Origin of the sequence: Bradyrhizobium sp. LLZ17 (assembly GCF_041200145.1) — a bacterium.
GTDB lineage: Bacteria > Pseudomonadota > Alphaproteobacteria > Rhizobiales > Xanthobacteraceae > Bradyrhizobium.
The window spans coordinates 6,555,985-6,580,890 of the sequence record NZ_CP165734.1 but is presented as its reverse complement, the minus strand read 5'-3'; the positions used below and the strand labels follow the sequence as shown (position 1 = coordinate 6,580,890).

Sequence of the window (24,906 nt, the reverse complement as noted above, 5' to 3'; positions counted from 1 at the left end):
CGGGCCCGCGCGGCCGTCATTCATTCGCGTTGGAGAATGATGGTGCGGGCGATCGGAGCTGTCGAGACGCGCGGAAAAATAGCGATGCCCGCACTGCGCGTGCGGCAGCGCGCATGATCAATCTTTCAACCGGTCAAGCGAATGAAGATGAAGTTTTTCTGCACGCGAATGTGAGAGACGCGCGGATTCCGTCCGACGCTGTCACGACCGAAACAAATAATGTCGAAAACAACCCCATGCACAGTAGCCGGGGCCAGTCAGATCAATGGCTTACTCATCGGGCAACACGGTTTGACTCGTCGGGCAAAACAGGAGCACAGTTCCATCATGGCGCCAGAGCGATCGGCACGTCTCCTTCCGGCCTAGCGCCGCCATCTCACCGGCAAATTCTGCAGCCCGCGGAACGCCCAGCCGCCGATCCGCACCGGCTCGTCCTCGGCGAGTTCGAGCTGCCTTGCGCGGCCAAACACGGTCGGCAGCGCCACGTCGGCGATCATGGCGCGGGAGGCGAAGGCGCCGGCGCAGAAATGCGGGCCGGCGCCGAAGGAGACGCTCTTGGACGTATCACGCCGCACGTCGAACTGATCGGCGCGCTCAAAATGCTTCTCGTCACGGTTGGCGGAGCCGAACATCAGGAACACGCGCTCATCCGTTTCGAACGCAACATCGCGGATCGACCACGGCTTTGCGATCCGCCGCGGCGACATCCCGATCGGCGAGATCCAGCGGGCGTATTCCTCGAACGCCTGGAGCCAGGACACTTCGCCGTTGCACACGAGATCGAGCTGGTCGGGATGGGTGAGCAGCGCCCACACGGTTCCGGCGATCGCCTTGCGCGGTTCGTTTTGCCCGCCGGAGATCGCGAGCTTGACGTTGGCGCGCACGCTGTCCATCGCCATGCCGGAGGCGACGAGCACGCCGAGGATGCTCTGGTCGGGATGCTTGCTGATCACCGGCAGCATGTCGTCGATTGCCGCATCGATCCCCGACGTCGCGGCGTGGCAGCGCGCCTCGACCGCGGGATCCCCGCCGTAATTGGCGATACCCTCGATCATGCCTTGCGACCAGGCATCCATGTCCTGATAGCCGATATTGGTGAGGCCGGTGATCGACTTCAGGCACTCGCCGGAGAACGGCAGCGCGAAGTCGCGCATGAAATCGATCCGGCCCGGCTCGATCGCGTCGAGGATGCGATCGGCGTGGGCCTGGAACTGCGCGGTCCAGTGCGCCTTCACCGTCTTCGGCGACACCGTCGGAAACATCGCGCGGCGCTCGACCTGATGCGCTTCGCCGTCCTTGCGCATCATGTTGTGGCCCATCAGCCGGTTCATCAGGCCCGCGGGCTGATGCGAGGAGAACACGTCGATCTGCTTCTCGGAGATCGAGATGTCGTCGCGGCACGTCAGCAGCGTCGAGCCGAGCTGCGGCACGAAGGCGATCGGCGCCTCCTTGCGCATGGTCGCGAGCATCGGATAGGGGTCGACCCAGAACGAGGCCGGGTCGATGTCGATGCGCGGCGCGGTGCTCAAAGCGGGCTCCCCGGATACTCGTGTGATCCGGACCAGACTAGCGAACTCCGGTGCCGGCGTCTGTCCCTAGCGATGGGGACAGGGCAATATTGGGCAGGTGTCCGTAGGATGCGCCTGGGCACGAGAGTTGGCCCTCAGGCGAGATTGGCGGGCTCAATCAACCCCTTACCCGAACTTGATAGAGCGCCGAGGCGAGGATCGAGGCGAGCACCAGCACAAGACCAAGCCCGATCATGGGGTTCTTTGCGATTACCGCCGCGAGCGATACCCCCAGCGCCGCGGCCAGCATCTGCCAGAAACCCAGCAGCGCCGAGGCTGCACCGGCGCGATCGCCAAACGGCGAAAGTGTCTGCGCGCTGCAGAGCGGATTGACCATGCCCATTCCCAGGAGGAAGACGCATGCGCCGGCAAGAAATGGCAAAAAGCGCCCGTCGAACAGCGCAAACAGCAACACCATGCCGCTGCCGACACAGGCGAGTGCGAGGCCGATGCCGATCGATCGGTCGAGACCGAGATGCGGAACGATTTTCGTCGCGATAATGCCCGCGCTGAAGACGATCATGACCGTGCCTGCGAAGAACAGGCCGAGTTGCAGTGGGGTGAAGTCGAGGCCCTCAATCAAGACACGCGGCAACGCCGAAAACATTGCAAACAGCGCGCCCAGGATGAGGCTGACAGTCGCGGCAGGAATCACGAAGCGGCGGTCAGTCGAAAGCGACCAGTAGTTCCTGGCGATCGTCGATGCATCGAACGCGGGGCGTGGTGCGAGGTGAGTTTCTTCGAATGCGGCAAAAAATGCCATGGCGGCAACAGCGGCGAAGATCGCGACGAAGACAAAGGCCGAACGCCAACCAAAAAAATGATCCAGCGCGCCACCGACCAGCGGCGAGAATCCGGGCGCAGCTGCCATCGCAATCATGACAAAGGTGAGCACCCGGGCCAGCTTTTCACCCTCAAAGAGATCTCTTGCGATAGCTCGCGAAAGAACGGATGCGGCACACGCCCCACCGGCCTGCACGACGCGGCCGATGAGCAGTGCCGCGAAGTCGTTGGCCAACGCGCACCAGATGCTCCCTGCGAAAAACACCGCGAACCCGATCATCACGGGTACGCGCCGGCCGAAACGATCCGACATCGGACCGACAACAAGTTGTCCGAGCGCGAACATGGCAAGGAATATGGTGATGGCTCCCGTGACCTGTGCGCTGGAGACGCCCACCGCAACGGCGATATTCGGCAGCGAAGGCAGCAGGATGTTAGTGGCTAGTGTGCCGCTCGCAGACAGCGCTGCAAGAACGGCAACCTGAAGACCGAGCGGCACGACCCGTGCGAGCGGAGGATTTTCAACGTTGCTGGTCATGAGCCGCTTCAGGTTTATGAATGATAATTATCATATCATTCGCGCTTTGTGCGCGCAACCTGAGCACACTCCGCTTTGGGTCATTCGCGTCGACCGTGGCCGCGTGGCGCCATATCCGGTCGAGCTGGCCCAGTTCGGAAGCGAGAATCCCAGAGTTGGCGTACCCTCAGTTCAGGCTCCGCGGCCCCGCGAGCAGGCGCAGCACGATGGCGAACAATTCGTTCTGCGAGGAGATGCCGAGCCGCTCATAGGCGCGCTTGCGATAGGTCAGGGTCGAATGCAGGCTGATGCCGAGCGCCTGCGAAATCGCCTCGGAGCTGAAGCCGAGCAGGATACGCCGGCAGACCTGCTGCTCGCGGTTCGTGAGATCGGCGAGTGGCGCGCGGGTCGCAAACAGCGCGGCGAGATTCTGGTCGAGCGGACTGTGCTGGAAGTGGCGTGCGACGCTTGCGCCGATCGCCGGCGCAATGGCATGGAGCCGCGCGCGCTCGACATCGCCGAAGCGGCCCTGGGCGGCGATGCGGTAGAAATTCACGTAGAAGCAGGTGTCCTCGACCCAGATCGCGGTCGCGCATTTGTCGACGATGCCGGAATTGTTGAAGAATATCTTCCGGTAGCGTGCGCCGTACATGCGCGGCGCAAAGGCCGGCAGCACGATGGGGGCGCGGCCCTCATCTTCGAACAGCGCATCGCGATTGGGATCGGATTCGTGGAACTGCCCGGCATAGGCGGCACCGAGATCGCCGCCGGTCGGGATGTTGCCGGCATTGAGCAGGCAGCTCGTCGCACCGGCGCGCGTCAACGCGAACACCATGCAATGGCCGACGCCGGCCTGCCTGCGCAGCGTGTCGATCAGGATGTTAGGGAAATCCGCGCGGCCAATGGCAAGCACCGCGGGCGTAACATCGGCTGGGGCCGGATTCAGGGCCGTCCCGTGAGGCCGCATCGTTCTCTCCCTGTCGCGTTTTGCGAAATTTAGCAGCAATGGCAGCGCGCCGGAAGACGGAAGTCGCCGGGATATGCGGCCCGATGGGTGCTGGGCCTGCGCAGCAACGCTAACGGTTCGGGAAGCGAATGGGGATCAAGCCGAACCAATGCGCTCGACGAGCTCAAAGCGTTCACACCAGAGCGTCATATCCGGCGCGTAGCGTCCGAGCCGGATGAAATACCGCTTATGCGCCTCGCGCCAATACTGCAAGGAGCGGTCCTTCACCTTCGTCATAGGCAAACGCCTCATCGACTTCATCGAAGCGTCGCTTCGTGAGCTCGATGGTCTTGAGAACGGCTTTCGGAACGCCTTGTCCATCGACAACGACCATCAATTTTCCGACTTCCGCCGATAGAAGACCCTGACTTTCCGCCCAGCAGGTCGCACGCTTGGCTCCCGCAAGAACCAGCTCAAGGAGCCTGTCGGCGAGATCAGGACTATCACCGAAGGAAAACGTCTCGAGACTATGCCAGTCCATTGGCGAAACACTGATGCTCGTGTTTAAGGGTGTCAAGACGCAACGCGACCGGGCGACACGCGGCGCTACACGCCCGGAGCACGCATCCACAATCAGACGATCAGCGGCGCTCGCCGCAGACGCCGACGTTGTTCTGGAGAATGCCGCTATTGGGACCGGACCCGTGGGGGCGCACAACGTCATTAAATTCGGCCGCTGATTACCGTCCTTGCGGCCGCAGTGGCAGTTACAATTTCGGTGATCGCTCCGCCCAGGCTTTGGTGGCTTGGCAGGTTTCCATCGCTCGGGCGTAGGCGGGGCGTGTGGTCGTGCAGGCGAGATAGGCACGCTCGACTGAACCCGGAGTATAGTTGCCGGTTCGCAGACCAAGCAGGAGAGCGTAGCTCACTGAAATGTCGGCAGCGGTGAACTTGTCCCCGGCGAGAAATGGATGATTTGAGAGACGCTGGATGACCAATGCCAGCCGGCCATGAAAGGTCTCCAGTGCCCAGCTCGTGACCCGGGCGTTTCGTTCTGCTTCCGGCGCGAGTGCGCGACCGACGAAGACGGCGTTCATTGGCCCAGCGAGCCCAGCCTCTCCCAAATGGAGGAATTGCAGATAGGCGGCGAAAGCCGGATCATCCGGGGCGACGGCGAGCGGGCTCGAGCCGTGGCGGGCGAGCAGGTATTCGAGGATCGCGATCGATTCGACCATGATCGTCTCACCGTCCTGTAGCGCCGGGATAAAGCCGGCCGGGTTGATCGCAAGAAAATCGGGATCATTCTCGACAGCGAGGAGATCGACCGGGCGCAGCCGATAAGCCATCCCCAATTCCTCGAGCAGCCAAACGACACGGAACCCACGACCTTCGCCAAAGACAGTGAGCATAGTTGAGCGTCCTTACGTTGGCTCAAGTGCTTCAATTCGCAGGAGCGAGAATGACTACGCATACTGCTATGGCTCGCACTTGCACAAGGCTCGTCGAATACACGGCATCGTGCAGCGCCGGTCCTTCTCACCTTGTGGGTTCAGGTAGGCACGCCAGAGCGCGCGATGTCCGTTTGGAGATCCCCTACCCCGCCGCCTTCGCCGGCGCGACGCTGATCGCGAGCTTGCCGTAGCGGTCGGTGAAAGCCTCGGTGTCGATCTCCTCGAGCTTAATCTCGCCGCTCATGACACCCTTCTTCCAGGCCGCCTGCGCGGGATCGTTCTGGAACTCAGGCATCACCTCGCGGCCGAACAGCTCCAGCGATCTGCATATGTGCTCGTGGCTGTTCTTGCCCGCTTGATTGAGCAGGATGACCTTGGTCGATATGCGAGCTCTGGAATCGCTTCAGCTTCCTGCGGATCGTCTCGGGCGAGCCGATCAGGCCACCGCGCAGCGCGGCCTCCTGCGCCTCCGGATTGTCGCGCTTCCACTTGTTGTACTCGTCCCACATATTGATGGTGTAGGGCGCGGGACGCTGGCGGTTCTGCGCGGCGCCATAGAAACGCAGCGCGAACTGGAAGAAGGTGGCGCCGTCGGCACGCGCACGCGCCTCTTCATCGGTCTTGGCGCACATGAAGAACGACACCAGCGCCATGTTCGGATTGATTTCATAGTCGGCGAGCTTGGTGAGGCGCTTGGTGATCGCGTTGTAATAGGCGTGGACCCAGGCATGCGCGGCATCGGCGCTGACGAACTGGAAGCCGAGCGCGCCAAAGCCGTGGCGGCCGGCGCGTTCGATGGTCGGCAGCTGCGAGCAGGCCATCCACAGCGGTGGATGCGGCTTCTGCACCGGCTTCGGTACGACATTGCGCAAAGGGATATCGAAATGCTTGCCGTGGTGCTCGCTGCCTGCGTCCTTGAACATCGGGAAGATCGCGGCGACGGCCTCCTCGAACACCTCCTTCTTGGTCTCCATGTCGCGGCCGAACGGTGTCAGCTCGGTGATGGAGGCGCTCTCGCCCATGCCGAATTCGCAGCGTCCGTTGGAGAGCAGGTCGAGCACCGCGACGCGCTCGGCGACGCGCGCCGGATGATTGGTGGTGAGCTGGAGGATGCCGTGGCCAAGCCGGATGTTCTGCGTGCGCTGACTGGCGGCGGCGAGGAAGGATTCCGGCGAAGGCGAGTGCGAATATTCCTCGAGGAAATGATGCTCGACGACCCAGGCGTGGTCGTAGCCGACCTTGTCGGCGAGCTCGAGCTGCGAAAGCGCGTTCTGGTAGAGCTTGAGCTCGTCGCCCGCCACCCACGGCCGTGGCAGTTGCAGCTCATAGAAGATGCCGAACTTCATGACGCCATCTCTCCCACATTTTCTTGCCTGCTTGTTTTTGTTGCGGGCATCTTAATGCGTGGGACGGCGCTGTCTACGCAGTCGCAATTCCGCCTTGCGGGAGGATGCGCTTTTCGGCGCGGCGGCCATTCAGGACCACGCCGATGAAGGTGAAGCGCACCAGCAGGTGATAGCTCGCCAGCATCGGCGGAATCGCGACGATGAGAATCATGTCGAACTTGACCAGCCCGGGCCAGTCGAGTTGCGACAGCGCGACCTGGAGCGCCATCACGATCGGCATGTGGATCAGGTAGAGCCAGTAGGACGCATCGGCGAGATAGCGTCGCGTCGGGCTGAAGCCGGACATGAACCGGAGCGCGACGCCGATGATCGCAAACGTCGCGATCCATATGGCCGGTGCGTAAAGCATGACCGAGACCAGCCGCAGCGTATCGGACCGGAACGGCAGCCTTGGTGCGCCCGGCGCCGATGTGATGACGCCGGCGAGCAGGTAGCTGATCAGGATCAGGCCTATCGCCGCCAGGAGATTCCACAGCCAGCGTCGCTCCAGGATCCGCAGCAGATCGGCCTGCCGATGCAGCAGCCATCCGACCCCGAAGGCAGTGCCGAAGCCGATCCACGCCTGCGCGTTGGTGACAAGCGATTGATCCGGCGTCCTCACGCCCATCGCGCTGATCCAGCGTTGGTCGAGACTGAAAGCAACGCCGATCGGGATTGCCAGAACCAGGGGCGCCAGGGGATTTCGCATGATCCGCGCAAACAGACGATCTAGGACCGTTCGGAATGTGCCGGAGGCGTCAAGCCAGACGATCGCGGCGCGGAGCAGCAGCATGGCGACGTAGAGCTCCAGCAGCACATACAGAAACCAGAGGTGGGTCAGGGGGAAATTCGGCAATGCCGGTAGCCAGCTGGACGTGGGGTGGGTCAGACCGCCATTCGGAAAGCCGGATGCCCAGATCACGACCAGCGCCATCGGCGCGAACACGAGCGGCCAGGCGATCACGAGCGGCAGCCCGATCCGCTGCAGCCTGTCCTTGACGAAGTCCCAGGGCCCGCGGCGATGAAAGCTCATGCGGGCGAAGAAACCCGCCATCAGGAAGAACGTCGTCATCCGGAAGACGTGGATGGTGAAGGACAGCAAACCCAGGACCAGGCTTGGATGGGTGTCCTGGATGATCCAGAACCGGGGCGACGCCGGCACAAACGACAGCGTCGCGTGCAGGACGATGCCGAGCAGGAGGGCAAGAGCCCTGACCGCATCAAGCGCATGCAGGCGTTCCGGTGCGGAGGGGACGATGTTGGTCAAAGGAGACATGGACGGGCTCGGCTTGCTGGAGAAGAGCTTTTTCCTGCCGGCAGTCTGCTTGATGGCCTCAGGACTCTCTCGCCCAATCCAAAAATCGGCTAGCCGATTTCTCGGCGCGGCTGGCTGGTTTGGAGAGGGCGCTCCTGGTCCGGCGCCGTTTGCGGCCGGCTCAACGCCTCGCGCCGGAATTCGGTCGGAGTCACGCCGGTCTCGGCCTTGAATGCGCGATTGAAAGGCCCGATCGACTGGAAGCCGGCATCCATGGCGATGGTCAGCACCGGGACCTCCCGTTGCGCCAAATCGGACAGCGCCAGCCTGGCATCCTCGATCCGATAGTGATTGAGGTACGCATTGAAATTGCGATAGCCCAGGCCTTCGTTGATCGCCTGGCGCAGCCGATGCTCGGGAACGTCGAGCCGTGCCGCCAGCGCCCCGATCGCAAGCCCCTCCTGTCGGTAGGTTCGCTCGATCGTCATCAGATGGTCGAGACGCCGCAGCAGGATCGGATCGACCACGACCGATCCCGTGGGAGCACGAGCGGCGCCGCGCGCGCTGGATGCGATTGCCGCCGTGGCGTCGACGGGCACGGCCGGCTGGGTGGCGAAAGCGCCCAGTCCGGCGAGCATCGCCACGACGAACAGGCCGAGCGCGGTCGGAAGACTGCCGGGCGCGCCGGGCAGCGCAACGGGAATCGCGGCGAAGCCGGCGCCGGCGACGGCCGCGATCAGCCCAACATTGATCGCCAGCATGGCCAGCCGCAGCCGGCGGCGGCGCGCGACCAGATCGGCACGCCAGGTCTTGACCGTCTGCACCGCGGCCGCGAGAGCCAGTGCCAGGCAGACCAACGCCAGGACTCGACCGCCGGCCCCGGCCAAAGCGGGCCAGTGCGCCCAGCTCAGCGTGATCGCGAACCCCAAAGCCACGATGCTCAGCCACAGGGCGCCGTGCCATCGCCTGAGGACGAAATCGTCGTCGAACGCCGCGCGCGCCCACATCCAGAACACGGCGGGTTGCGCCGACAGGATCGGCAGCACCCACCACCACGAGGATTTTGGAAACAAAGGCGCGGTCGCGATCGCATAGAACACGCCGCCGGCCGACATGGCCATGCCCAGCAAACCCTGCTGGCTGGTGCCACGGCGCAGCAGCGCCACCAGAATGATCATCAGGAACACGCCGCTGGTCGCGCCGCGCAGTCCGAGATCGATGGCCGTGAGCCCCATCCCGTTCACAATCTGCATTCCCCGTTAGACGCCAACTCTCGCACCGCCTCCGCGCGGGCACAACCCGGACTTGTGCTTGCGGACATTGCGGCCGCGATCGTCGCCAATCGACGGATTGATCCAGATCAACGCCGCGGCGGCCCGAATGCATCAAAAGTGCAGCAAGGCAACGGCCCGGATGCCGTCCCGATTTCCCAAAATTCAGCGAGAGCGGATATGTCGGCCCCTGACGACACGCATGGGCGCGTGCGCCGTAGGCGCATGGAGATCTTTGCGTTCCTGTTCCTGACCGCGGTCGTGATGCCCGTCCTCGCGGTCGGAACGGTCGGCTCATACGGGCTCGGCGTCTGGATCTACCAGATGGTCGCAGGTCCGCCCGGCCCACCGCCCTCCCCGCATTGATCCCGCACAGCGAAAGACAGGCATCATGGCCCAAGCCTCACTCAGCAAAGCCACACTCAACCGCCGCGCATTGATCACCGGCCGGGTGCTCGGCGCTGACCGCATCATCCCGCCGCCGGGATACGAGATCGCCAGCATCATCGTGCAGGCGCGTCCCGAACGCCTTGCCGAGGTCGAGACCGCGATCGTCGCGCTTCCCGGCTGCGAAATCCACGGCCGCGACCCGCGCGGAAAGCTCGTCGTCGTCACCGAAGCGCCGGACGCCGGCAGCCTCGGCACCATGCTCAACACTATCCAGTCGCTGCCGAACGTCTATTCCGCGGCGCTGGTGTTTCACGCCATCGAAACGACCTAACGGCCGGAGAGCCATCATGACATCGCCGAAGCTCGACCGCCGCCAAATGCTGAAGCTCGAAGCCGCCGCGATTGCAGCCGTCGCGGCCGGCATGCCGGCGCCGGCGCTCCCCGCCAATCTCGTCACCGAGCGCGAGACGGCCGAACTGAAATGGGACAAGGCCGCCTGCCGCTTCTGCGGCACCGGCTGCTCGGTGATGGTCGCGACCAAGGACAACCGCGTGGTCGCCACCCACGGTGACATCAAGGCCGAGGTCAATCGCGGCCTCAACTGCGTCAAGGGCTACTTCCTGTCCAAAATCATGTACGGCCATGACCGCCTGATCCAGCCGATGCTGCGCAAGGCCAACGGCAAGTACGACAAGAACGGCGAGTTCACGCCGGTGTCGTGGACCGAAGCCTTCGACATCATGGAAGTGAAGTGGAAGGAGGCGTTCAAGAAGCGTGGGCCGAACGGCGTCGCCATGTTCGGCTCCGGCCAGTGGACGATTTGGGAAGGCTACGCCGCCTCAAAACTGTTCAAGGCCGGCTTCCGCACCAACAACATCGACCCCAATGCGCGGCACTGCATGGCGTCCGCCGTGGCCGGCATGATGCGCACCTTCGGCATCGACGAGCCGGCCGGCTGCTATGACGACATCGAAGCCGCCGATGCCTTCGTGCTGTGGGGCTCCAACATGGCGGAGATGCATCCGATCCTGTGGACGCGCCTGACCGACCGCCGGCTCACCGCGCCGCATGTCCGCGTCGCCGTGCTCTCGACCTTCGAGCACAGATCCTTTGACCTCGCCGATATCGGCATGGTGTTCAAGCCGCAGACCGACCTCTATTTGCTCAACGCTATCGCCAACCACATCATCAAGACCGGCCGCGTCAACAAGGACTTCGTGGCCGCGCATACCATTTTCCGGCGCGGACAGACCGATATCGGCTACGGCTTGCGGCCCGAGCATCCGCTGCAGAAGAAGGCCACCGGCGCGGCGAAGGCCAACGACTCCACCGAGATGAGCTATGACGAGTACGTCAAGTTCGTCTCGGACTATACGCTGGAGAAGGCCGCCGAAATGTCGGGCGTACCGCTCAACCGGCTGGAAGCGCTGGCCGAGCTCTACGCGGATCCGAACACAAAAGTGGTCTCGTTCTGGACCATGGGCTTCAACCAGCACACCCGCGGCGTCTGGTGCAACAACCTCGTCTACAACATCCATCTTCTGACCGGGAAGATCGCCTCGCCCGGCAACAGCCCGTTCTCGCTGACCGGCCAGCCCTCGGCCTGCGGCACCGCGCGCGAGGTCGGCACCTTCTCGCACCGCCTGCCCGCCGACATGGTCGTGACCAACAAGGAGCACCGCGACAAGGCCGAGCACATCTGGAAGCTGCCCGAGGGCACCATCCCCGACAAACCCGGCGCTCACGCCGTGCTGCAAAGCCGGATGCTGAAGGACGGCCTGATCAACGCCTATTGGGTGCAGGTCAACAACAATCTCCAGGCCGGCCCCAACGCCAACGAGGAGACTTATCCGGGCTTCCGCAATCCCGACAATTTCATCGTGGTCTCGGATTCCTATCCGAGCGTGACGGCACTCGCGGCCGATCTCATTTTGCCGACGGCGATGTGGGTCGAGAAGGAAGGCGCCTACGGCAATGCCGAGCGGCGCACGCAGTTCTGGCACCAGCTCGTCACCGCGCCGGGCGAGGCGAAATCAGACCTCTGGCAGCTGATGGAATTCTCCAAGCGGTTCAAGATCGAGGAGGTCTGGCCCGAGGAGCTGATCGCCAAGATGCCGGAGGTTCGCGGCAAGACGCTGTTCGACGTGCTCTATCGCAACGGTCAGGTCGACAAGTTTCCGAGCTCGGAGATCGAGCAGGGCTATCTCAATGAGGAGTCGAAGGCGTTCGGCTTCTACGTGCAGAAGGGGCTGTTCGAGGAATATGCCTCGTTCGGTCGCGGCCACGGCCACGACCTCGCGCCGTTCGAGACTTATCACCGCGAGCGCGGCCTGCGCTGGCCGGTCGTCAACGGCCAGGAGACGAAGTGGCGCTTCCGCGAGGGCAGCGACCCCTACGTCAAGCAGGGCGCCGACGTGCAGTTCTATGGTTACCCCGATGGCAAGGCGCGCATCTTCGCGCTGCCCTACGAGCCGGCGGCGGAATCACCCGACAACGATTATCCGTTCTGGCTCTCGACCGGCCGCGTGCTGGAGCACTGGCATTCCGGCACCATGACGCGCCGCGTGCCCGAGCTTTACAAGGCGTTCCCCGAAGCCGTGTGCTTCATGCATCCCGACGATGCCCAGGACGCAAAGATCCGACGCGGCGACGAGGTCAGGGTGGTGTCCCGCCGCGGCTTTATCCGCGCCAGGGTCGAGACCCGCGGCCGCGACCGGCCGCCGCGCGGCCTGGTGTTCGTGCCGTGGTTCGACAGATCCAAGCTGATCAACAAGGTGACGCTCGACGCCACCGATCCGATCTCTTTGCAGGCTGACTTCAAGAAATGCGCGGTGCGCATCGAGCGGGTGGGGCTGTCATGACCAGACGAGTTGCAATTGTGCTGATCGCGTTCGCGATTGCCGCCGGGGCGAGCTCGCTGACCGCGCAGACGGTGACATCAGGCCTGCGCGGCCCGACGTCGCTCAATGACGAGGGTCCGGCGCCGCCGATGCTGCCGAATCGCAATACATCCGAGCGGGAGGTTCGCAATTATCCCGAGCAGCCGCCGGTGATCCCGCACACTATCGACGGCTACCAGATCGACCTCAACGGCAACAAGTGCCTGTCCTGCCATGCGCGGGCACGCATCGCGGAATCGCAGGCGCCGATGGTCTCGATCACGCATTTCATGGATCGCGACGGCCAGTTCCTGGCTTCGATCTCGCCGCGGCGGTTCTGGTGCACCGAATGTCACGTGCCGCAGAACACCGCCACGCCGCCCATCAGCAATGATTTCACCGACATCGACACGCTGCTGTCGCGCGCAAGCCCCGGGGCCGGCGATGACCGCCACCGCCGACGAGCCCAACGAGAGGGTGAAGGCGAAACGCGGATTGATCGCGCGGGGTCTGGATTTCGCGCGCGAGCTCTGGCAGGTGCTGATCCGGCCGAGCTCGGTGTTCGGGCTCGGCGTGCTGGTGCTGGCGGGTTTCGCCGCCGGCGTGATCTTCTGGGGCGGCTTCAACACCGCGCTGGAGCTCACCAACACCGAGAAATTCTGCACCGGCTGTCACGAGATGCGCGAGAACGTCTTCGCCGAGCTGAAATCGACCATCCATTTCAGCAACCGCTCCGGCGTGCGCGCCACCTGTCCGGACTGCCACGTGCCGCACAACTGGACCGACAAGATCGCGCGCAAGATGCAGGCCTCCAAGGAGGTCTGGGGCAAGCTGTTCGGCACGATCGACACCCGCGAGAAGTTTTTGGATCACCGGCTCGAGCTTGCGGCGCATGAATGGGCGCGGTTCAAGGCCAATGATTCGCTGGAATGCCGCAACTGCCACAGCGCCGATTCCATGGACATCACCAAACAGTCGCCGAGGGCCTCGGTGGCGCACCAGCGCTTCCTGTTCACGGGAGAGAAGACCTGCATCGACTGCCACAAGGGCATCGCCCACCACCTGCCCGACATGCGCGGCGTTCCCGGCTGGCAATAGGGATGGTCTCCCATCTGACTTCCTGGCGCGGCCTGAGCGAGCGCCTCGTCCTTCGAGACGACCGCTTTGCGGTCTCCTCAGGATGAGGCTAGGCGGTATCTCGCCTGCCGAAACTGCTGCCGCGCACTCCGTCCTCATCCTGAGGGCCCGCCAAGGGCGGGTGTCTCGAAGGATGGTCCGCAGACAAAGGGCCTTAATGCGATTGTCCCGCGCTTGAACCAGCGGGGCTAATGGTTAGTTTTGGGGGTGGCAGATCGCTTCGATTTCGCCCTTTCTCAAGACACAAATGCCCACATTCACCCCGCATCAGGATGCCGCGCTGAAAGCCGTCGGCGATTGGCTCAAGGCCAAGCCCGGCCGTAACGGCACGCCGCCGGTGTTCCGCCTGTTCGGCTATGCCGGCACCGGCAAGACCACGCTGGCGCGGCACATCGCCGACGGCGTCGACGGCGAGGTGAAGTTCGCCGCCTTCACCGGCAAGGCCGCGCTGGTGATGCGCAACAAGGGTTGCGACGAGGCCTCCACCATCCATTCCCTGATCTACCGCGCCCGCGAATCCGGCGAGGAGCAGCCGAGCTTCGAGCTCTGGGACGACGCGCCGGCGTCCAAGGCCAAGCTGATCGTGATCGACGAATGCTCGATGGTCGATGCTGAGCTCGGTCGCGACCTGATGTCGTTCGAATGTCCGCTGCTTGTGTTGGGCGATCCCGCGCAGCTGCCGCCGATCCAGGGCGGCGGCTTCTTCACCAACACCGAACCCGACGCGATGCTCACCGAAGTGCACCGGCAGGCGCAGGACGATCCGATCGTGCGGATGTCGATGGACATCCGCGAGGGGCGCGAACTCGACATCGGCCGCTACGGCGAGAGCGAAGTGGTGTCGCGCAAAGAGCTCGACCCCGACCGCGTCATGAGCGCCGACCAGATCCTGGTCGGCCGCAACAACACCCGCCGCGCCTACAACACCCGCTTCCGCCAGCGCCAGAACATCGAGGACACCTTCCCGGTCGCGGGCGACAAACTGGTCTGCCTGCGCAACAACCGCAAGAAGGGCCTGTTCAACGGCGGCCTGTGGCGCGTGAAATCACGCAACACCTCGCGCTCGAAATCGCGCATCCTCAGTATGCGGCTGTCGCCCGACGAGGATCTCGGGCACAAGGTGACCAAGGTCTCGGTGCGCGCCGACTGTTTCGAGGGCGGCGTCGAGGCGATCGCCTGGGAGCAGCGCAAGCCTTACGACGAGTTCGACTTCGGCTACGTCCTAACCGTGCACAAATCGCAGGGCTCGCAATGGGACGACGTCGTGCTGTTCGACGAGAGCTTTGCGTTCGGAGAGAGCCGAGCGCGGTGGCTCTACACGGGAATTACGCGGGCGGCGAAACGGTTGAGCATCGTGGTGTGAAGCCGCGCTGCCGTAGGGTGGGCAAAGCGAAGCGTGCCCACCGTTATTGCGTCTGTGGAGAGATGGTGGGCACGGCGCGCAAGAGCGCGCCTTTGCCCACCCTACAGCACCAACATCGAAACATCACTTCCCCCGATAAAATAGAAATCGTCGCGCCCCGGCGGCGAGCCGTAGGTGAAGGGCTGCTGCGCGTGCTTGGTCGCGGACCAGACGTCGTCGCGGACGATGTCGAACAGTTTTCTGACCTCGACGCGCGGCTCCTTGATGTCGCGGGCGAGCGCGGTGGCGAACGGACTGTCGGCGCCGCCGTCGCTGTCGATTGCGGTCTCGCCGTGCTTGGCGGCGTAGACCACCATGAAGCCGGCGCCGGGCTCGATGTTGGAAAAGCCCTTGTCGACCAGCTGCAGCGACAGCGTGCGCTGCATGGTCGGCGCGAACGGATTGTCGCGGCAGGCATCGAGGATGACCAGCCGCAGCTTGTGCGCACCGCCCACCGCGGCGATCACCTGCTCGAGCGCCACGGCCTCGGTCTCGGCATCCTTGTCGGCGGCAAGCCTGGTATCGATCGGCACCAGATAATTGACCCCGCCGATCTCGAAGCCATGGCCGGCATAGTAGACCACGGCCCAGTCCGCCTTCTCCGCTTCCGCCGCAAAGGCGCGCAAGGTCTCGAAGAACTTGTCGCGGGTCAGGTCGTTGGCGACCGTCACACTCTGGAAGCCCGCGTCGCGCAGCACGGTTGCGATCAGCCTGGAATCGCGCGGCGGATTGTCGAGCACATGGACGTTCTTGTAGGCACCGTTGCCGATCACCAGCGCGATGCGGCGCGAATTGCCAACAGTCCCGGCCGTCTGCGGCGTCAGTGCGGCAAGCCGCTCCTGTGCCTTGGCGCGGGCGCGGGCGACGTCGAGCTCGTCGAATGGCGTCAACGCATAGGCCGCCGAGCGATAATCGGCACGCGCCTGGGCGAGGTCGTGCTTCTGCTCGAACACCTGGCCACGACCGGAATGGGCGCGCACATTGTTCGGATTGGCTGCCAGGACGGTGTTGTAGTCCTTGAGCGCGGCATCGATGTCGCCCTTCATCAGGAAGACGTCGCCGCGGTTGTTGGTCGCGTACAGGTTCTTCGGCTGCTTCTGGATCAGGCCGTTGCAGTCGGCGAAGGCCTGGTCGTATTTGCCCATCAGGCCATGAGTGACGCAACGGTTGCTGGCGATCTGCGGCGCGGTCGGATCGATTTTCTCGGCTTCCGCGAAGTCGGACAGCGCGCCGTCATAATCCTTCATCAGCGTGCGCACGCGCGCGCGGTTGGTCCAGCCGAACAGGAATTTCGGCGCGTATTTGACCGCCAGGTTCAGATCGTCGAGCGCACTTTGCAGCGCGCCCTTGCGCAGCTGAATGGTGCCGCGATTGCTGTAGGGAACGCCGTAAGTCGCGCGCTTGCGGATGGCGAGGTTGTAGTCGGCCAGCGCGAGATCGTCCTGGCCCTTGCGCTCATAGGCGACGCCGCGCAGGTTGACGATCACGACATTGTCCGGATCGGCCTCGATGGCGGATGAGAGCACCTCGATCGCATGATCGTAGTCGTGCTTGCCGATCAGCGTATTGCCGCGCACGCCGAGCGCGACCGCCTTGTCCTTGCCGGTGACCCGATCGGCATTGAGCAGATTGTCGCAGGCGGTCGCACGGGCCTGGGTTTCCGCCTGGCGGTCGCGGCAGGTGGCGAGATCGTCGCCCTCTGGCGGCTCGGCCGCGGCGATCGCGGCGCCGGTGACAAGTATGACAAAGGTCAGGGCAAGGACGCGTAGCATGTTGTCAGGTCAGCTCCAGCCACCACATTTTTAAGTCGGTCATCGATCGCGGCGGTTCATCTAGCCCGGAGTTCCCGGTCTCGCCAAGCCGGGCCGTCTCAGGCGGCGTTTCTCACGGACTCGTGTCCGTCCCGGCGTAACATCGGCAAGCGGGGCCCGTATCTCAGGTCACCAAATGCCGCCGGGCAGGCTGTTCGCTCAGCCTCGGCCGCCCTAGACTGTCAGACCTTCGGAAAAGAGGATCCGCCATGCGCCGCCCCGCCCTCCTGTCCCTGCTTGCCGCGACCACCGCCATGACGCTGGCCTTTGCTGCACCGACCCGCGCCGCGGAGGACGCAGTCGTCATCCCCGCCCCCGCGATGGACGCAGCGCCCGCCAGCGGCATCCAGACCGCGGTGATTGCCGGCGGTTGCTTCTGGGGCGTGCAGGGCGTGTTTCAGCACACCGCGGGCGTCGTCAACGCGGTCTCCGGCTATGCCGGCGGCAGCAAGGCGACCGCCGACTACCACACCGTGTCGTCCGGGACGACCGGCCACGCAGAGTCGGTCGAGATCAAGTACGACCCGAAGAAAATCTCCTACGGCAAGATCCTCCAGATCTACTTCTCGGTGGCGCACGACCCGACCCAGCTCAACCGCCAGGGCCCGGACAGCGGCACGCAATATCGCTCGGCGATCTTCACCACCAGCGACGAGCAGAAGAAGGTCGCGGAGGCCTATATCGCCCAGCTCAACGGCGCCAAGGTCTTCAGCAAGCCGATCGTGACCAAGGTCGGCGCGCTGGAGGCGTTCTACCCGGCGGAAGCCTATCACCAGGACTATCTGACGCTGCACCCGAACCAGCCCTACATCGCCTATAACGACATCCCGAAGGTCGAGAACCTGAAAAAGCTGTTCGCGGATAACTACATTGAGAAGCCGACGCTGGTGAGTGCCAGCAAGGCCACCAACTGATCGCGAGATCATCGAGAAAAAACGGGAGACCCATGCCCGACACCAAGACGAAAACCACAGGCGACAAGGTCATCAAGAGCGAGGAGCAGTGGCGGCAGGAATTGTCGCCGATGCAATACGCCGTGCTGCGGGAGAAGGCGACCGAGCGTCCCTTCTCAGGTGAATATGAGCATGACCACCGCGCCGGCACTTATGTGTGCGCCGGCTGCGGCAACGTGCTGTTCGAGTCCGATGCCAAGTTCGATTCCGGCTGCGGCTGGCCGAGCTTCACCCAGCCCGCCGTCGACAGCCATGTCGACGAAGAGCGGGACGTCAGCCACGGCATGGTCCGCACCGAGGTGCTCTGCTCCAAATGCAGCGGCCATTTGGGCCATGTTTTCCCGGACGGCCCCGGACCGACGGGCCTGCGCTACTGCATCAATTCGGCTTCGCTGAAGCTCGAGCCGAAATAACATCCCGCGCCGCCGGGTTCCGACGTGGAACCCGGCGGCGCGATGTGCTTTTCTTCTCTGGCGGCGCGGCCGGTCATCGCACTTCGGCGGCCGCCAGGGAGGAAGCCATGTCACTCGGGACCATCCTGATCATCCTGGTGATCATTTATCTGCTGGGCGGCTGGTCGGGCCGCATCGGCGGTTATGGCTACGGTATGGGCCATTCCGGCATGGGGATCGGTGGCGTCGTGCTCGTGGTGCTGATCGTGCTGCTGCTTCTTGGCAAGCTGTAAACCATCTAAGACGTTGATATAATTTGATTTATCGCGGTTGCGGGCCTGCCATGCGTGGATTCATCATCTCCCATCTCAGGGGTCGCAATTTTGTCAAATCGGCCTATATTAGATGATGAAAATGATGCGCAGGGCGGGCCCCTCAATCGGGTCTTCGCCCTCCTCAACCCCACGCGCTTAAAGCCCCAGAGAAGATCACGAGGTCTTTGACCATGCGTCCACTGCGTCCGTTCAACTTCAACACTTCCGCCGAACTCTTCCCCGCCGCGATCCGCAAGAAGAAGCGGGCGGGCTTTACCTATCGGCGGTTCGGCACCGCCGCCGAAGCCGTGCAGTTCGCAATGGAGCAGTTGCCGACGGACTCGCTGAACGGCGCCTACCTTCAGGTGGAGGAAGCGCGCTTCGACCAGAACGGCATCCGCTCGCTCTACGAGAGCGAAGCCTTCCCCCTGCCCCGCCACCGCAAGCCCGAGCCGGTCGCGGAAGCCGACGCCGACGCGGCGTAAGCTTTTTCGCAAGCCTTTCTTTTTCGCAAGCCTTCCCATGTGCGCTGAAAGCGCGACGACCCAACGGTCGTCGCGCTTTTCGCGTTCTGCGGAGCTATTTCTTCTCCGTCTCCGCGCTTGCGGCAGGGCTATCGGATATGGCTGCTGGCCGGCCTGAGCGCGCGCCTCGTCCTTCGAGACGACCGCTTCGCGGTCTCCTCAGGATGAGGCTAAGCGGCAATCGGAGCCCGTTAAAATTGCTGCCGCACACTCGGTCCTCATCCTGAGGGCCCGCCAAAGGCGGGCGTCTCGAAGGATGGCCGCAGAGAAATCGGCCTCATATGCGATGGCCCTCCCGCTTGCGGGAGAGGCGAACAACCTCGCTAGACGCGCGGCTGCTTGTCGAGCCAGCGCCGCAACAGGCGCACGTTGCGCATGTTGGCGCGGAACATCACATCGAAGGCGTCGCCCGCGAACGGCACCATGCCGACCACGCCATCGACTGCGACATTGCCGAGCATCCGCGCGGTGAGATACCAGGGCGCCCCCAGGGCGCGCGCCTCGCGCACCAGCCACAGCGAGATCGCGGTGGTGATGAGATCGCCGATGATCGGGATCAGCCCGATCAGCCCGTCGATGCCGTAACGGATATTGGTGCCCGGCAGAACGAAGGCGACATCGAGCAGCTTTGCGATGGCCTCGAGCCGCGCGATGCGCTGCTCCCGCGTCAGATTGCCGAAAGGGTTCGCACCGAACGGGTTGTCCTTGCCGAACTCGAAACGAAACTCGCGAAATCCCTGCTCCAGCGTCTCGGGCCGGATCTCATGGCCCTCCTGGTCGATGATCGGCCCACGCGGCTCGGCGCCCGCGCGGGAACGGCCCCCGGAACGAGGTTTACGCGGCGCAAGAATATCGTCGTCGGACATCGTCATGGCTTTCAAGAACGCGCCAGCGTGGCGGAGGTTGCGCCGGAGCGTCCGAACGTCGCGCTCAAGTCGCCGCCGCGGCCTGCTGCGGCTCCTCGACATAGCGATGCACCAGCCAGGATGAAAGCATCGCCGGCACGAGACCGACCAGTCCGTACAGGATGAACTGCACCGCGCCCGGATCCGATCCGCGCGAGCCGTAGGTCAGCGCGGCCAGGATGAAGGCGAACAGCCCCACCAGCAGCATCCGCAGCAGCGGGCCGATACGCCTGACGTGGAGCAGGATGTCATCCACCGCCCCGATCATCAGCGACGGCAGGAAGCCGAACAAATAGCTGTATTGCAGGGTCTTGAAGAACACCACGAACAGCTTGCCGACCTCGCCGAGATTGGTCTGGGTCCAGTAGCCGGACTGGTAGGTCGTCGTCAGCAGCAGCAGGAACCCGCCAACGAACGGACCGACCAGCGCAAACACCAGATAGCGTTTCATTAAGGACTCCTCACATCCAGCGGGTTTTATAGCAGTGCGACCGGAACCTTGAACAGCGGGGTCGCGAGCCGTTCGGGGAACAAGTGACAAAGCGACGAGTTCAGACAGGAGTTGAAATTACCTGCCGGATTTGGAGCTGACGATGCCTCGTAACCTGTTCTTGCTGGCGACAATCACACTGACGGCGCTCGGTGGCTTGGCGAACGCGCCCGTGCGCGCGCAGGGCCATATGGGCTCGCCTCAGGAGCAGCGCGCCTGCTCGCGCGACGCCTCGCGGCTCTGCCGCAAGGACCTCGGCAATGACGGTGCGGTGCAAGGTTGCCTGCAAGCCAACCGCGCCAAGCTGTCCAGATCGTGCAGCAAGGTGTTCGAGAGCCACGGCATGTGAGGCTCAAGCCCTCGGAGGTTGAAAATGTCGGACATGCTGCGCGACGACCAGCTCTCGATCCTGCGGGACATCAGCCAGTCGGTGGCGTTTTCCGACGACCTGCACGGCAAGATCGGCGAGCTGATCGCCGAGGGCTATGTGATGAAGGACGGCGATCTGTTCGAGCTGACCGCGAAGGGCGTCACCGCCGTCGAAGACCACGCCGCGGCGCTCGGCGATGCCGAAACGGAAGAGGCGAGCGCATCACCTTAGCGCCACTTTTCACGGAACACGCCGACCGACGTGTCGAAGGCGCAACAATCGCGAATTCCTTTGCGCCTCCCATTGCAGCCTCGTGACAATGGCGCATACTTCGCTCGGGCGGCGCAGCACTTTTCGATCTGAACATCATCCGAGATCGAGCACCACATGCGGGACTAGGCTCCTGGCGTGATGGCTGTGACATGCGGCAAAGCAAGCCGCGTGCGGCGCCCCAAAAATCAAGCGGCTCAGATCCGCGGCAAACTTGGGGACCTATCTACATGACACGCCAACAGATCATCGCCACGCTGTTCACCTTCGTCAGCGCTACTCTCGTCTTGCAGACCACGCCGAGCCTCGCCTTCTCGTCCGAAGCGCAGCAGATGTGCTCGGGCGATGCGATGCGGCTGTGCTCCCGTGAAATCCCGGATATCCCGCGGGTCACCGCATGCATGGTGCGGAACAAATCGCAGGTCAGCCCCGGCTGCCGCGCCGTGATGGAGCGCGAGCACTCAGCATCGCGCAAGCGCGAAGCGGCCGTGCAATAGACTGTCCTGAGCGTCATGGCCGGGCTTGTCCCGGCCATCGACGCCTCGCCCAAGACACAAGGTGGATGCCCGGGCCTTCGCCTCGCCGAAGCGGCTTCGGCCGCGCAGGCGGGACAGGCCCGCGCATGACGACCTTCTTCGGTGAGAAGAGAAGAGCTCTAGTCGCCCCACTGCGCGAAGGCGTCGTTGAAGGCGCGCTCGCCGGGGGCGCCCTTCTCGATGGCGATGATGGCGCGGCGCTGGTTGGCGTAGACCAGCGGCACGTCGAACCAGGAACGCTCCTTCAGGAGCTGGATATTGCGGCTGCGGTCGGCATCGACGTTGGAGAGGCCGACCAGGAAGAAGCCGTCGGTGACCTTGACCGCGAGGCCCGCGAGCGGCGTTCCGCGCGCCTGCTCGTTCGACTTCATCAGGATGCCCGGCACGTTGGAGACGCTGCCGCCCGGAAAATCCGGCGGCAGGACGAAGGTCAATTCCGCGGTATGGCTCGCCGGCAGCGAGGGTCGGTGTTGCGGCGGAACGACATCGTCATCTTGAACTTGCGTTCGGGAATGTCGATGTCGGCGCGCACCGCGACGTCGGCCTTCTGGTTGCCGGACGCCTTGATCGGCTCGAGCCGCCACACCACCGAGCCGACATATTGCTTGCCCTTGGGATCGGACGGATCCTCGTCATAGAGCACGACCTTCTGCGCCACCGGCGCGACCGGCTGGTCGCTCGCCGAAGGCTGGCCGACGCGATCCGGGATCTTGGGCTTGCTCTGCGGCTGCGAAGTGTCCTTGGGCGCCTCCACCACCTGGGTCGGCGAGGACTTGAACAGACCGCTCGCGGTCTGGACCAATGACTTGCCCCAGAGAATGCCGGCGCCGACCAGGATCAGCACGATGCCGATGGCGATTGCGCTCTTGAACGGGAAGATCGAGCCGCGCTTGGCCTTCTTGGCATCGCGGCCGAGGACGGGGATGTGCGGGCGACCCGAGGACTGCCGCGGCGTATAGCGCTCCGCCTCCTCGACCGACTCGTCATAGGAATAAGGCGCGTCCGGCTCGGCCGCGCGATTTTCCAGGCTCGGCTCGAGCCGGTCGAATTCCGGCGAGGGCGAGGGCACGTTGGCGTAAGTGCGGCGCGCGGCGCGGCTGGCCTGCGCGGCGGCGCCGCCGAGATCATTGACGTCGGCGGTGATGTCGCGAAAGCCGCGCACGCCAGGGGCCGGCGGCGGCGGCGGTCCGGCATCCTGCGGGCGGCGCGGGGCAGAGCGATCACGCCCGGCCGGCGGTGGCTGCTCCGGCGGAGGCGGCTGGCGCGGCGCGTCGAAACGAGGAGCACGCGGCGGACGCTGGGCATCGCCCTGGTCGTCACCGCCGAGTGGCGGGCGGTCGTTGCGCGGCGGCGGCGGTGCGGGCTGACGCGCGCGCGGCGGAGCAGGCGGCTGAGAAGATGCAGGCGAGTTAGCCTCAGTGGCGCGGGCGCTGGCCCGGCGGAACGCATCGCCGCTGCCGCCGGGGCGGGCACCGCCGCCGGGACGCGAGGCCTCGCGGGCGCGCTGGGCGGCCTCCGACTCGACCTTGCGGACAGCCTCTTCCAGCGACAGCCGTTCGCGGGTGATCTCGGATTCGGAGAGCGGCGGCTGCACGCTGCGGAGCTGCGCGATCAGAGCCGTGCGCGCCCGCTCATAGAGCGCGCGACGGCTTTCGCCGGGAGCGTTGGGGTCCAGGGCGGAAATAGCGCGGGCGATCAGCGGATAGTAATCAGCCATTTGAACTCAACTAGCGCACGTCCCGGTAAGATATCGTTAAGCCTCAAACGGATTTTGCACCAGAATAGTATCCTCGCGTTCGGGGCTGGTGGAAAGCAGTGCGACCGGGCACCCCACCAATTCCTCGATCCGGCGGACATATTTGATGGCCTGGGCCGGCAGGTCGGCCCACGACCGGGCGTTCGCGGTCGGCTCCTTCCAGCCTTCGATGGTCTCGTAGATCGGCTCGACCCGGGCTTGCGCGCCCTCGCCGGCGGGAAAATGGTCGATCTCCTTGCCGTCGAGCTTGTAGCCGGTGCAGACCTCGATCGAATCGAAGCCGTCGAGAATGTCGAGCTTGGTCAGCGCCAGGCCATTGATGCCGCAGGTGCGGACCGCCTGGCGGACCAGCACGGCGTCGAACCAGCCGCAGCGGCGCGGCCGCCCGGTATTGGTGCCGAACTCGCGACCGCGCTCGCCGATCCTGCGGCCGGTCGCGTTGTCCTGCTCGGTCGGGAACGGGCCCTGGCCGACGCGGGTCGTATAGGCCTTGCACAGGCCGAGCACATAGCCGACCGCGCCGGGGCCGAGGCCCGAGCCGGTCGCCGCCTGCGCCGCCACCGTGTTGGACGAGGTGACGTAAGGATACGTGCCGTGGTCGACGTCGAGCAGCGCGCCTTGCGCCCCCTCGAACAGCATGCGCTTGCCTTCGCGGCGCTTGATGTCGAGCAGCCGCCACACCGTCTCGGCATAGGGCAGCAGCTGCGGCGCGAGCGCGGTCAATTCCTTCAGAATGTCCTTGCCCTCGAACTCCGGCAGGTTGAGCCCGCGGCGCAATGCGTTGTGGTGCGCAAGCAGCCGGTCGATCTTGTGCGGCAGCGTGTCGAGATCGGCGAGGTCCATCAGGCGAATGGCGCGGCGGCCGACCTTGTCTTCGTAGGCGGGGCCGATGCCGCGGCGGGTGGTCCCGATCGCGGTCGCCGCGTTGGACGACTCGCGCAGGGCATCGAGTTCACGATGCAGCGGCAGGATCAGGGTGACGTTCTCGGCAATCCGCAGATTGTCCGGCGAGACCGCGACGCCCTGCGACCGCAGCTTGCCCACCTCGTCGAGGAAGGCCGCGGGATCGAACACCACGCCGTTGCCGATCACCGACAGCTTGTGCTCGCGCAACACGCCCGAGGGCAGCAGCGCGAGCTTGTAGGTCTTGCCGTTGATGACCAGCGTATGGCCGGCGTTATGACCGCCCTGGAAGCGGACCACGATATCCGCCTGCTCCGACAACCAGTCGACGATCTTGCCCTTTCCCTCGTCGCCCCACTGGGCGCCGACGACGACAACATTGGCCATTCGCGGGTAATCCCTCTGCAGAATTTTAGATGCGCCCAGCCCAAGTCACGGCCTAGGCCGCTCGCACGCGAGGCAGCTCAACCGGATAAAGGAAGCGGCCTCTCTAGGCAAGCAAGAACGGAGCTTTTTCGCGGCCCAACGCGCGATCCAAGCCCTTGATTTAGCCTAAAAATCCGTCTTGCCCGGCCGGCTCTACAACCTTAGGCCCGGATGCGGCCGTCAACCACTTCGATGATGCGGTCGCAGCGCCGCGCCAGGTCCATATCGCTCCCGGACCGCCGGCATTCCAAATTGCTTTAGGTCAATAGGTG

The 24,906-nt window shown here is 64.3% G+C and carries 23 protein-coding genes and 3 pseudogenes; 13 read left to right on the top strand and 13 right to left on the bottom strand.

The genetic code is table 11. The annotated features are described in order from the left end of the window. Nucleotides 1–362: 362 nt before the first annotated feature. The 8 genes and pseudogenes from AB8Z38_RS31600 to AB8Z38_RS31565 all read right to left on the bottom strand — a co-directional run bounded on the left by AB8Z38_RS31600 (nt 363) and on the right by AB8Z38_RS31565 (nt 9,158). The gene (locus AB8Z38_RS31600) at nt 363–1,529 is read right to left on the bottom strand and encodes a cytochrome P450 (RefSeq protein ID WP_369721511.1); all 1,167 of its coding nucleotides are present in this window, start codon (nt 1,527–1,529) and stop codon (nt 363–365) included. 157 nt (nt 1,530–1,686) lie between these two features. Further along, complete coding sequence (locus AB8Z38_RS31595; RefSeq protein WP_369721510.1) at nt 1,687–2,889, bottom strand: multidrug effflux MFS transporter; 1,203 nt, start codon at nt 2,887–2,889, stop codon at nt 1,687–1,689. 166 nt (nt 2,890–3,055) lie between these two features. Further along, nucleotides 3,056–3,835 (bottom strand): helix-turn-helix transcriptional regulator, encoded by a 780-nt coding sequence (locus tag AB8Z38_RS31590; RefSeq protein WP_369721509.1) that lies wholly within the window; start codon nt 3,833–3,835, stop codon nt 3,056–3,058. Nucleotides 3,836–4,061: 226 nt separating this feature from the next. Then, nucleotides 4,062–4,355, bottom strand: coding sequence for an ASCH domain-containing protein (locus AB8Z38_RS31585; protein ID WP_369721508.1), 294 nt, complete (start codon nt 4,353–4,355; stop codon nt 4,062–4,064). A 226-nt stretch (nt 4,356–4,581) separates the two neighbouring features. Next, a complete protein-coding gene (locus AB8Z38_RS31580) occupies nt 4,582–5,223 on the bottom strand; it encodes a glutathione S-transferase family protein (RefSeq protein WP_369721507.1) in 642 nt (213 codons plus the stop codon). Nucleotides 5,224–5,407: 184 nt separating this feature from the next. Continuing rightward, a pseudogene (locus tag AB8Z38_RS31575) lies at nt 5,408–6,611 on the bottom strand (LLM class flavin-dependent oxidoreductase). Between the two features lie 73 nt (nt 6,612–6,684). Beyond that, complete coding sequence (locus AB8Z38_RS31570; RefSeq protein ID WP_369721506.1) at nt 6,685–7,926, bottom strand: acyltransferase family protein; 1,242 nt, start codon at nt 7,924–7,926, stop codon at nt 6,685–6,687. 89 nt (nt 7,927–8,015) lie between these two features. Further along, complete coding sequence (locus tag AB8Z38_RS31565) at nt 8,016–9,158, bottom strand: helix-turn-helix domain-containing protein (RefSeq protein ID WP_369721505.1); 1,143 nt, start codon at nt 9,156–9,158, stop codon at nt 8,016–8,018. Nucleotides 9,159–9,356: 198 nt separating this feature from the next. Between AB8Z38_RS31565 and napE the strand changes: the two genes are divergently transcribed. The 6 genes and pseudogenes from napE to AB8Z38_RS31535 all read left to right on the top strand — a co-directional run bounded on the left by napE (nt 9,357) and on the right by AB8Z38_RS31535 (nt 14,945). Continuing rightward, entirely contained in the window at nt 9,357–9,542 is a 186-nt protein-coding gene (gene napE / locus AB8Z38_RS31560; protein WP_369721504.1) for a periplasmic nitrate reductase, NapE protein, read from the top strand. 25 nt (nt 9,543–9,567) lie between these two features. Next, complete coding sequence (locus AB8Z38_RS31555) at nt 9,568–9,897, top strand: chaperone NapD (protein WP_369721503.1); 330 nt, start codon at nt 9,568–9,570, stop codon at nt 9,895–9,897. A gap of 16 nt (nt 9,898–9,913) precedes the next feature. Continuing rightward, nucleotides 9,914–12,427, top strand: a complete 2,514-nt coding sequence (gene napA, locus AB8Z38_RS31550; RefSeq protein WP_369721502.1) for a nitrate reductase catalytic subunit NapA — start codon at nt 9,914–9,916, stop codon at nt 12,425–12,427. Next, nucleotides 12,391–12,882, top strand: a pseudogene (locus AB8Z38_RS31545) (nitrate reductase cytochrome c-type subunit); the annotation flags it as partial. The gene napA and the pseudogene AB8Z38_RS31545, both read left to right, overlap by 37 nt. Nucleotides 12,883–12,889: 7 nt before the next feature. Continuing rightward, complete coding sequence (locus AB8Z38_RS31540; RefSeq protein ID WP_369721501.1) at nt 12,890–13,543, top strand: NapC/NirT family cytochrome c; 654 nt, start codon at nt 12,890–12,892, stop codon at nt 13,541–13,543. A gap of 286 nt (nt 13,544–13,829) precedes the next feature. Beyond that, on the top strand, nt 13,830–14,945 hold the full coding sequence (locus tag AB8Z38_RS31535) for an ATP-dependent RecD-like DNA helicase (RefSeq protein WP_369721500.1): 1,116 nt from the start codon (nt 13,830–13,832) through the stop codon (nt 14,943–14,945). A 101-nt stretch (nt 14,946–15,046) separates the two neighbouring features. On the opposite strand, the gene AB8Z38_RS31530 is transcribed toward AB8Z38_RS31535, so the two are convergent. Then, nucleotides 15,047–16,756 carry a caspase family protein gene (locus AB8Z38_RS31530; RefSeq protein ID WP_369721499.1) on the bottom strand — a complete coding sequence of 570 codons (1,710 nt, stop codon included), beginning with the start codon at nt 16,754–16,756 and terminating at the stop codon, nt 15,047–15,049. Nucleotides 16,757–17,004: 248 nt separating this feature from the next. Here AB8Z38_RS31530 and msrA point away from each other — a divergent pair, with 248 nt between their 5' ends. The 4 genes from msrA to AB8Z38_RS31510 all read left to right on the top strand — a co-directional run bounded on the left by msrA (nt 17,005) and on the right by AB8Z38_RS31510 (nt 18,939). After that, nucleotides 17,005–17,709 (top strand): peptide-methionine (S)-S-oxide reductase MsrA, encoded by a 705-nt coding sequence (gene msrA / locus AB8Z38_RS31525; RefSeq protein WP_369721498.1) that lies wholly within the window; start codon nt 17,005–17,007, stop codon nt 17,707–17,709. A 32-nt stretch (nt 17,710–17,741) separates the two neighbouring features. Beyond that, nucleotides 17,742–18,161, top strand: a complete 420-nt coding sequence (msrB, locus tag AB8Z38_RS31520) for a peptide-methionine (R)-S-oxide reductase MsrB (protein ID WP_369721497.1) — start codon at nt 17,742–17,744, stop codon at nt 18,159–18,161. A 107-nt stretch (nt 18,162–18,268) separates the two neighbouring features. Beyond that, complete coding sequence (locus tag AB8Z38_RS31515) at nt 18,269–18,433, top strand: DUF3309 family protein (RefSeq protein WP_354140547.1); 165 nt, start codon at nt 18,269–18,271, stop codon at nt 18,431–18,433. 212 nt (nt 18,434–18,645) lie between these two features. After that, nucleotides 18,646–18,939 carry a hypothetical protein gene (locus AB8Z38_RS31510; RefSeq protein WP_148754538.1) on the top strand — a complete coding sequence of 98 codons (294 nt, stop codon included), beginning with the start codon at nt 18,646–18,648 and terminating at the stop codon, nt 18,937–18,939. 362 nt (nt 18,940–19,301) lie between these two features. Here the strand turns inward: AB8Z38_RS31510 and AB8Z38_RS31505 are convergent, their stop codons facing one another. Then, nucleotides 19,302–19,850: a DUF4112 domain-containing protein gene (locus tag AB8Z38_RS31505; RefSeq protein ID WP_369726654.1), complete on the bottom strand. Its 549-nt coding sequence runs from the start codon at nt 19,848–19,850 to the stop codon at nt 19,302–19,304. A gap of 58 nt (nt 19,851–19,908) precedes the next feature. Continuing rightward, nucleotides 19,909–20,334 carry a DUF5413 family protein gene (locus AB8Z38_RS31500; RefSeq protein WP_369721496.1) on the bottom strand — a complete coding sequence of 142 codons (426 nt, stop codon included), beginning with the start codon at nt 20,332–20,334 and terminating at the stop codon, nt 19,909–19,911. Nucleotides 20,335–20,476: 142 nt separating this feature from the next. On the opposite strand from AB8Z38_RS31500, the gene AB8Z38_RS31495 reads away from it, so the two are divergent. From AB8Z38_RS31495 to AB8Z38_RS31485, 3 genes are all read left to right on the top strand, one after another. Then, nucleotides 20,477–20,722, top strand: coding sequence for a hypothetical protein (locus AB8Z38_RS31495; RefSeq protein WP_369721495.1), 246 nt, complete (start codon nt 20,477–20,479; stop codon nt 20,720–20,722). Nucleotides 20,723–20,746: 24 nt separating this feature from the next. Then, nucleotides 20,747–20,974: a hypothetical protein gene (locus tag AB8Z38_RS31490; protein WP_369721494.1), complete on the top strand. Its 228-nt coding sequence runs from the start codon at nt 20,747–20,749 to the stop codon at nt 20,972–20,974. A gap of 269 nt (nt 20,975–21,243) precedes the next feature. Then, nucleotides 21,244–21,510: a hypothetical protein gene (locus AB8Z38_RS31485; protein WP_369721493.1), complete on the top strand. Its 267-nt coding sequence runs from the start codon at nt 21,244–21,246 to the stop codon at nt 21,508–21,510. Nucleotides 21,511–21,668: 158 nt separating this feature from the next. Here the strand turns inward: AB8Z38_RS31485 and AB8Z38_RS31480 are convergent. Beyond that, nucleotides 21,669–23,266, bottom strand: a pseudogene (locus AB8Z38_RS31480) (hypothetical protein). Nucleotides 23,267–23,302: 36 nt separating this feature from the next. Beyond that, nucleotides 23,303–24,595, bottom strand: coding sequence for an adenylosuccinate synthase (locus tag AB8Z38_RS31475; RefSeq protein WP_369721492.1), 1,293 nt, complete (start codon nt 24,593–24,595; stop codon nt 23,303–23,305). Nucleotides 24,596–24,906: the final 311 nt, after the last annotated feature.

Excerpts from the sequence above, each read along its gene's own strand:
- AB8Z38_RS31595 (WP_369721510.1), bottom strand. The coding sequence starts at position 2,889 with ATGACCAGCAACGTTGAAAATCCTCCGCTCGCACGGGTCGTGCCGCTC.
- AB8Z38_RS31590 (WP_369721509.1), bottom strand. The coding sequence starts at position 3,835 with ATGCGGCCTCACGGGACGGCCCTGAATCCGGCCCCAGCCGATGTTACG.
- AB8Z38_RS31585 (WP_369721508.1), bottom strand. The coding sequence starts at position 4,355 with ATGGACTGGCATAGTCTCGAGACGTTTTCCTTCGGTGATAGTCCTGAT.
- AB8Z38_RS31580 (WP_369721507.1), bottom strand. The coding sequence starts at position 5,223 with ATGCTCACTGTCTTTGGCGAAGGTCGTGGGTTCCGTGTCGTTTGGCTG.
- AB8Z38_RS31570 (WP_369721506.1), bottom strand. The coding sequence starts at position 7,926 with ATGTCTCCTTTGACCAACATCGTCCCCTCCGCACCGGAACGCCTGCAT.
- AB8Z38_RS31565 (WP_369721505.1), bottom strand. The coding sequence starts at position 9,158 with ATGCAGATTGTGAACGGGATGGGGCTCACGGCCATCGATCTCGGACTG.
- napE (WP_369721504.1), top strand. The coding sequence starts at position 9,357 with ATGTCGGCCCCTGACGACACGCATGGGCGCGTGCGCCGTAGGCGCATG.
- AB8Z38_RS31555 (WP_369721503.1), top strand. The coding sequence starts at position 9,568 with ATGGCCCAAGCCTCACTCAGCAAAGCCACACTCAACCGCCGCGCATTG.
- napA (WP_369721502.1), top strand. The coding sequence starts at position 9,914 with ATGACATCGCCGAAGCTCGACCGCCGCCAAATGCTGAAGCTCGAAGCC.
- AB8Z38_RS31540 (WP_369721501.1), top strand. The coding sequence starts at position 12,890 with ATGACCGCCACCGCCGACGAGCCCAACGAGAGGGTGAAGGCGAAACGC.
- AB8Z38_RS31535 (WP_369721500.1), top strand. The coding sequence starts at position 13,830 with ATGCCCACATTCACCCCGCATCAGGATGCCGCGCTGAAAGCCGTCGGC.
- AB8Z38_RS31530 (WP_369721499.1), bottom strand. The coding sequence starts at position 16,756 with ATGCTACGCGTCCTTGCCCTGACCTTTGTCATACTTGTCACCGGCGCC.
- msrA (WP_369721498.1), top strand. The coding sequence starts at position 17,005 with ATGCGCCGCCCCGCCCTCCTGTCCCTGCTTGCCGCGACCACCGCCATG.
- msrB (WP_369721497.1), top strand. The coding sequence starts at position 17,742 with ATGCCCGACACCAAGACGAAAACCACAGGCGACAAGGTCATCAAGAGC.
- AB8Z38_RS31515 (WP_354140547.1), top strand. The coding sequence starts at position 18,269 with ATGTCACTCGGGACCATCCTGATCATCCTGGTGATCATTTATCTGCTG.
- AB8Z38_RS31510 (WP_148754538.1), top strand. The coding sequence starts at position 18,646 with ATGCGTCCACTGCGTCCGTTCAACTTCAACACTTCCGCCGAACTCTTC.
- AB8Z38_RS31505 (WP_369726654.1), bottom strand. The coding sequence starts at position 19,850 with ATGACGATGTCCGACGACGATATTCTTGCGCCGCGTAAACCTCGTTCC.
- AB8Z38_RS31500 (WP_369721496.1), bottom strand. The coding sequence starts at position 20,334 with ATGAAACGCTATCTGGTGTTTGCGCTGGTCGGTCCGTTCGTTGGCGGG.
- AB8Z38_RS31495 (WP_369721495.1), top strand. The coding sequence starts at position 20,477 with ATGCCTCGTAACCTGTTCTTGCTGGCGACAATCACACTGACGGCGCTC.
- AB8Z38_RS31490 (WP_369721494.1), top strand. The coding sequence starts at position 20,747 with ATGTCGGACATGCTGCGCGACGACCAGCTCTCGATCCTGCGGGACATC.
- AB8Z38_RS31485 (WP_369721493.1), top strand. The coding sequence starts at position 21,244 with ATGACACGCCAACAGATCATCGCCACGCTGTTCACCTTCGTCAGCGCT.
- AB8Z38_RS31475 (WP_369721492.1), bottom strand. The coding sequence starts at position 24,595 with ATGGCCAATGTTGTCGTCGTCGGCGCCCAGTGGGGCGACGAGGGAAAG.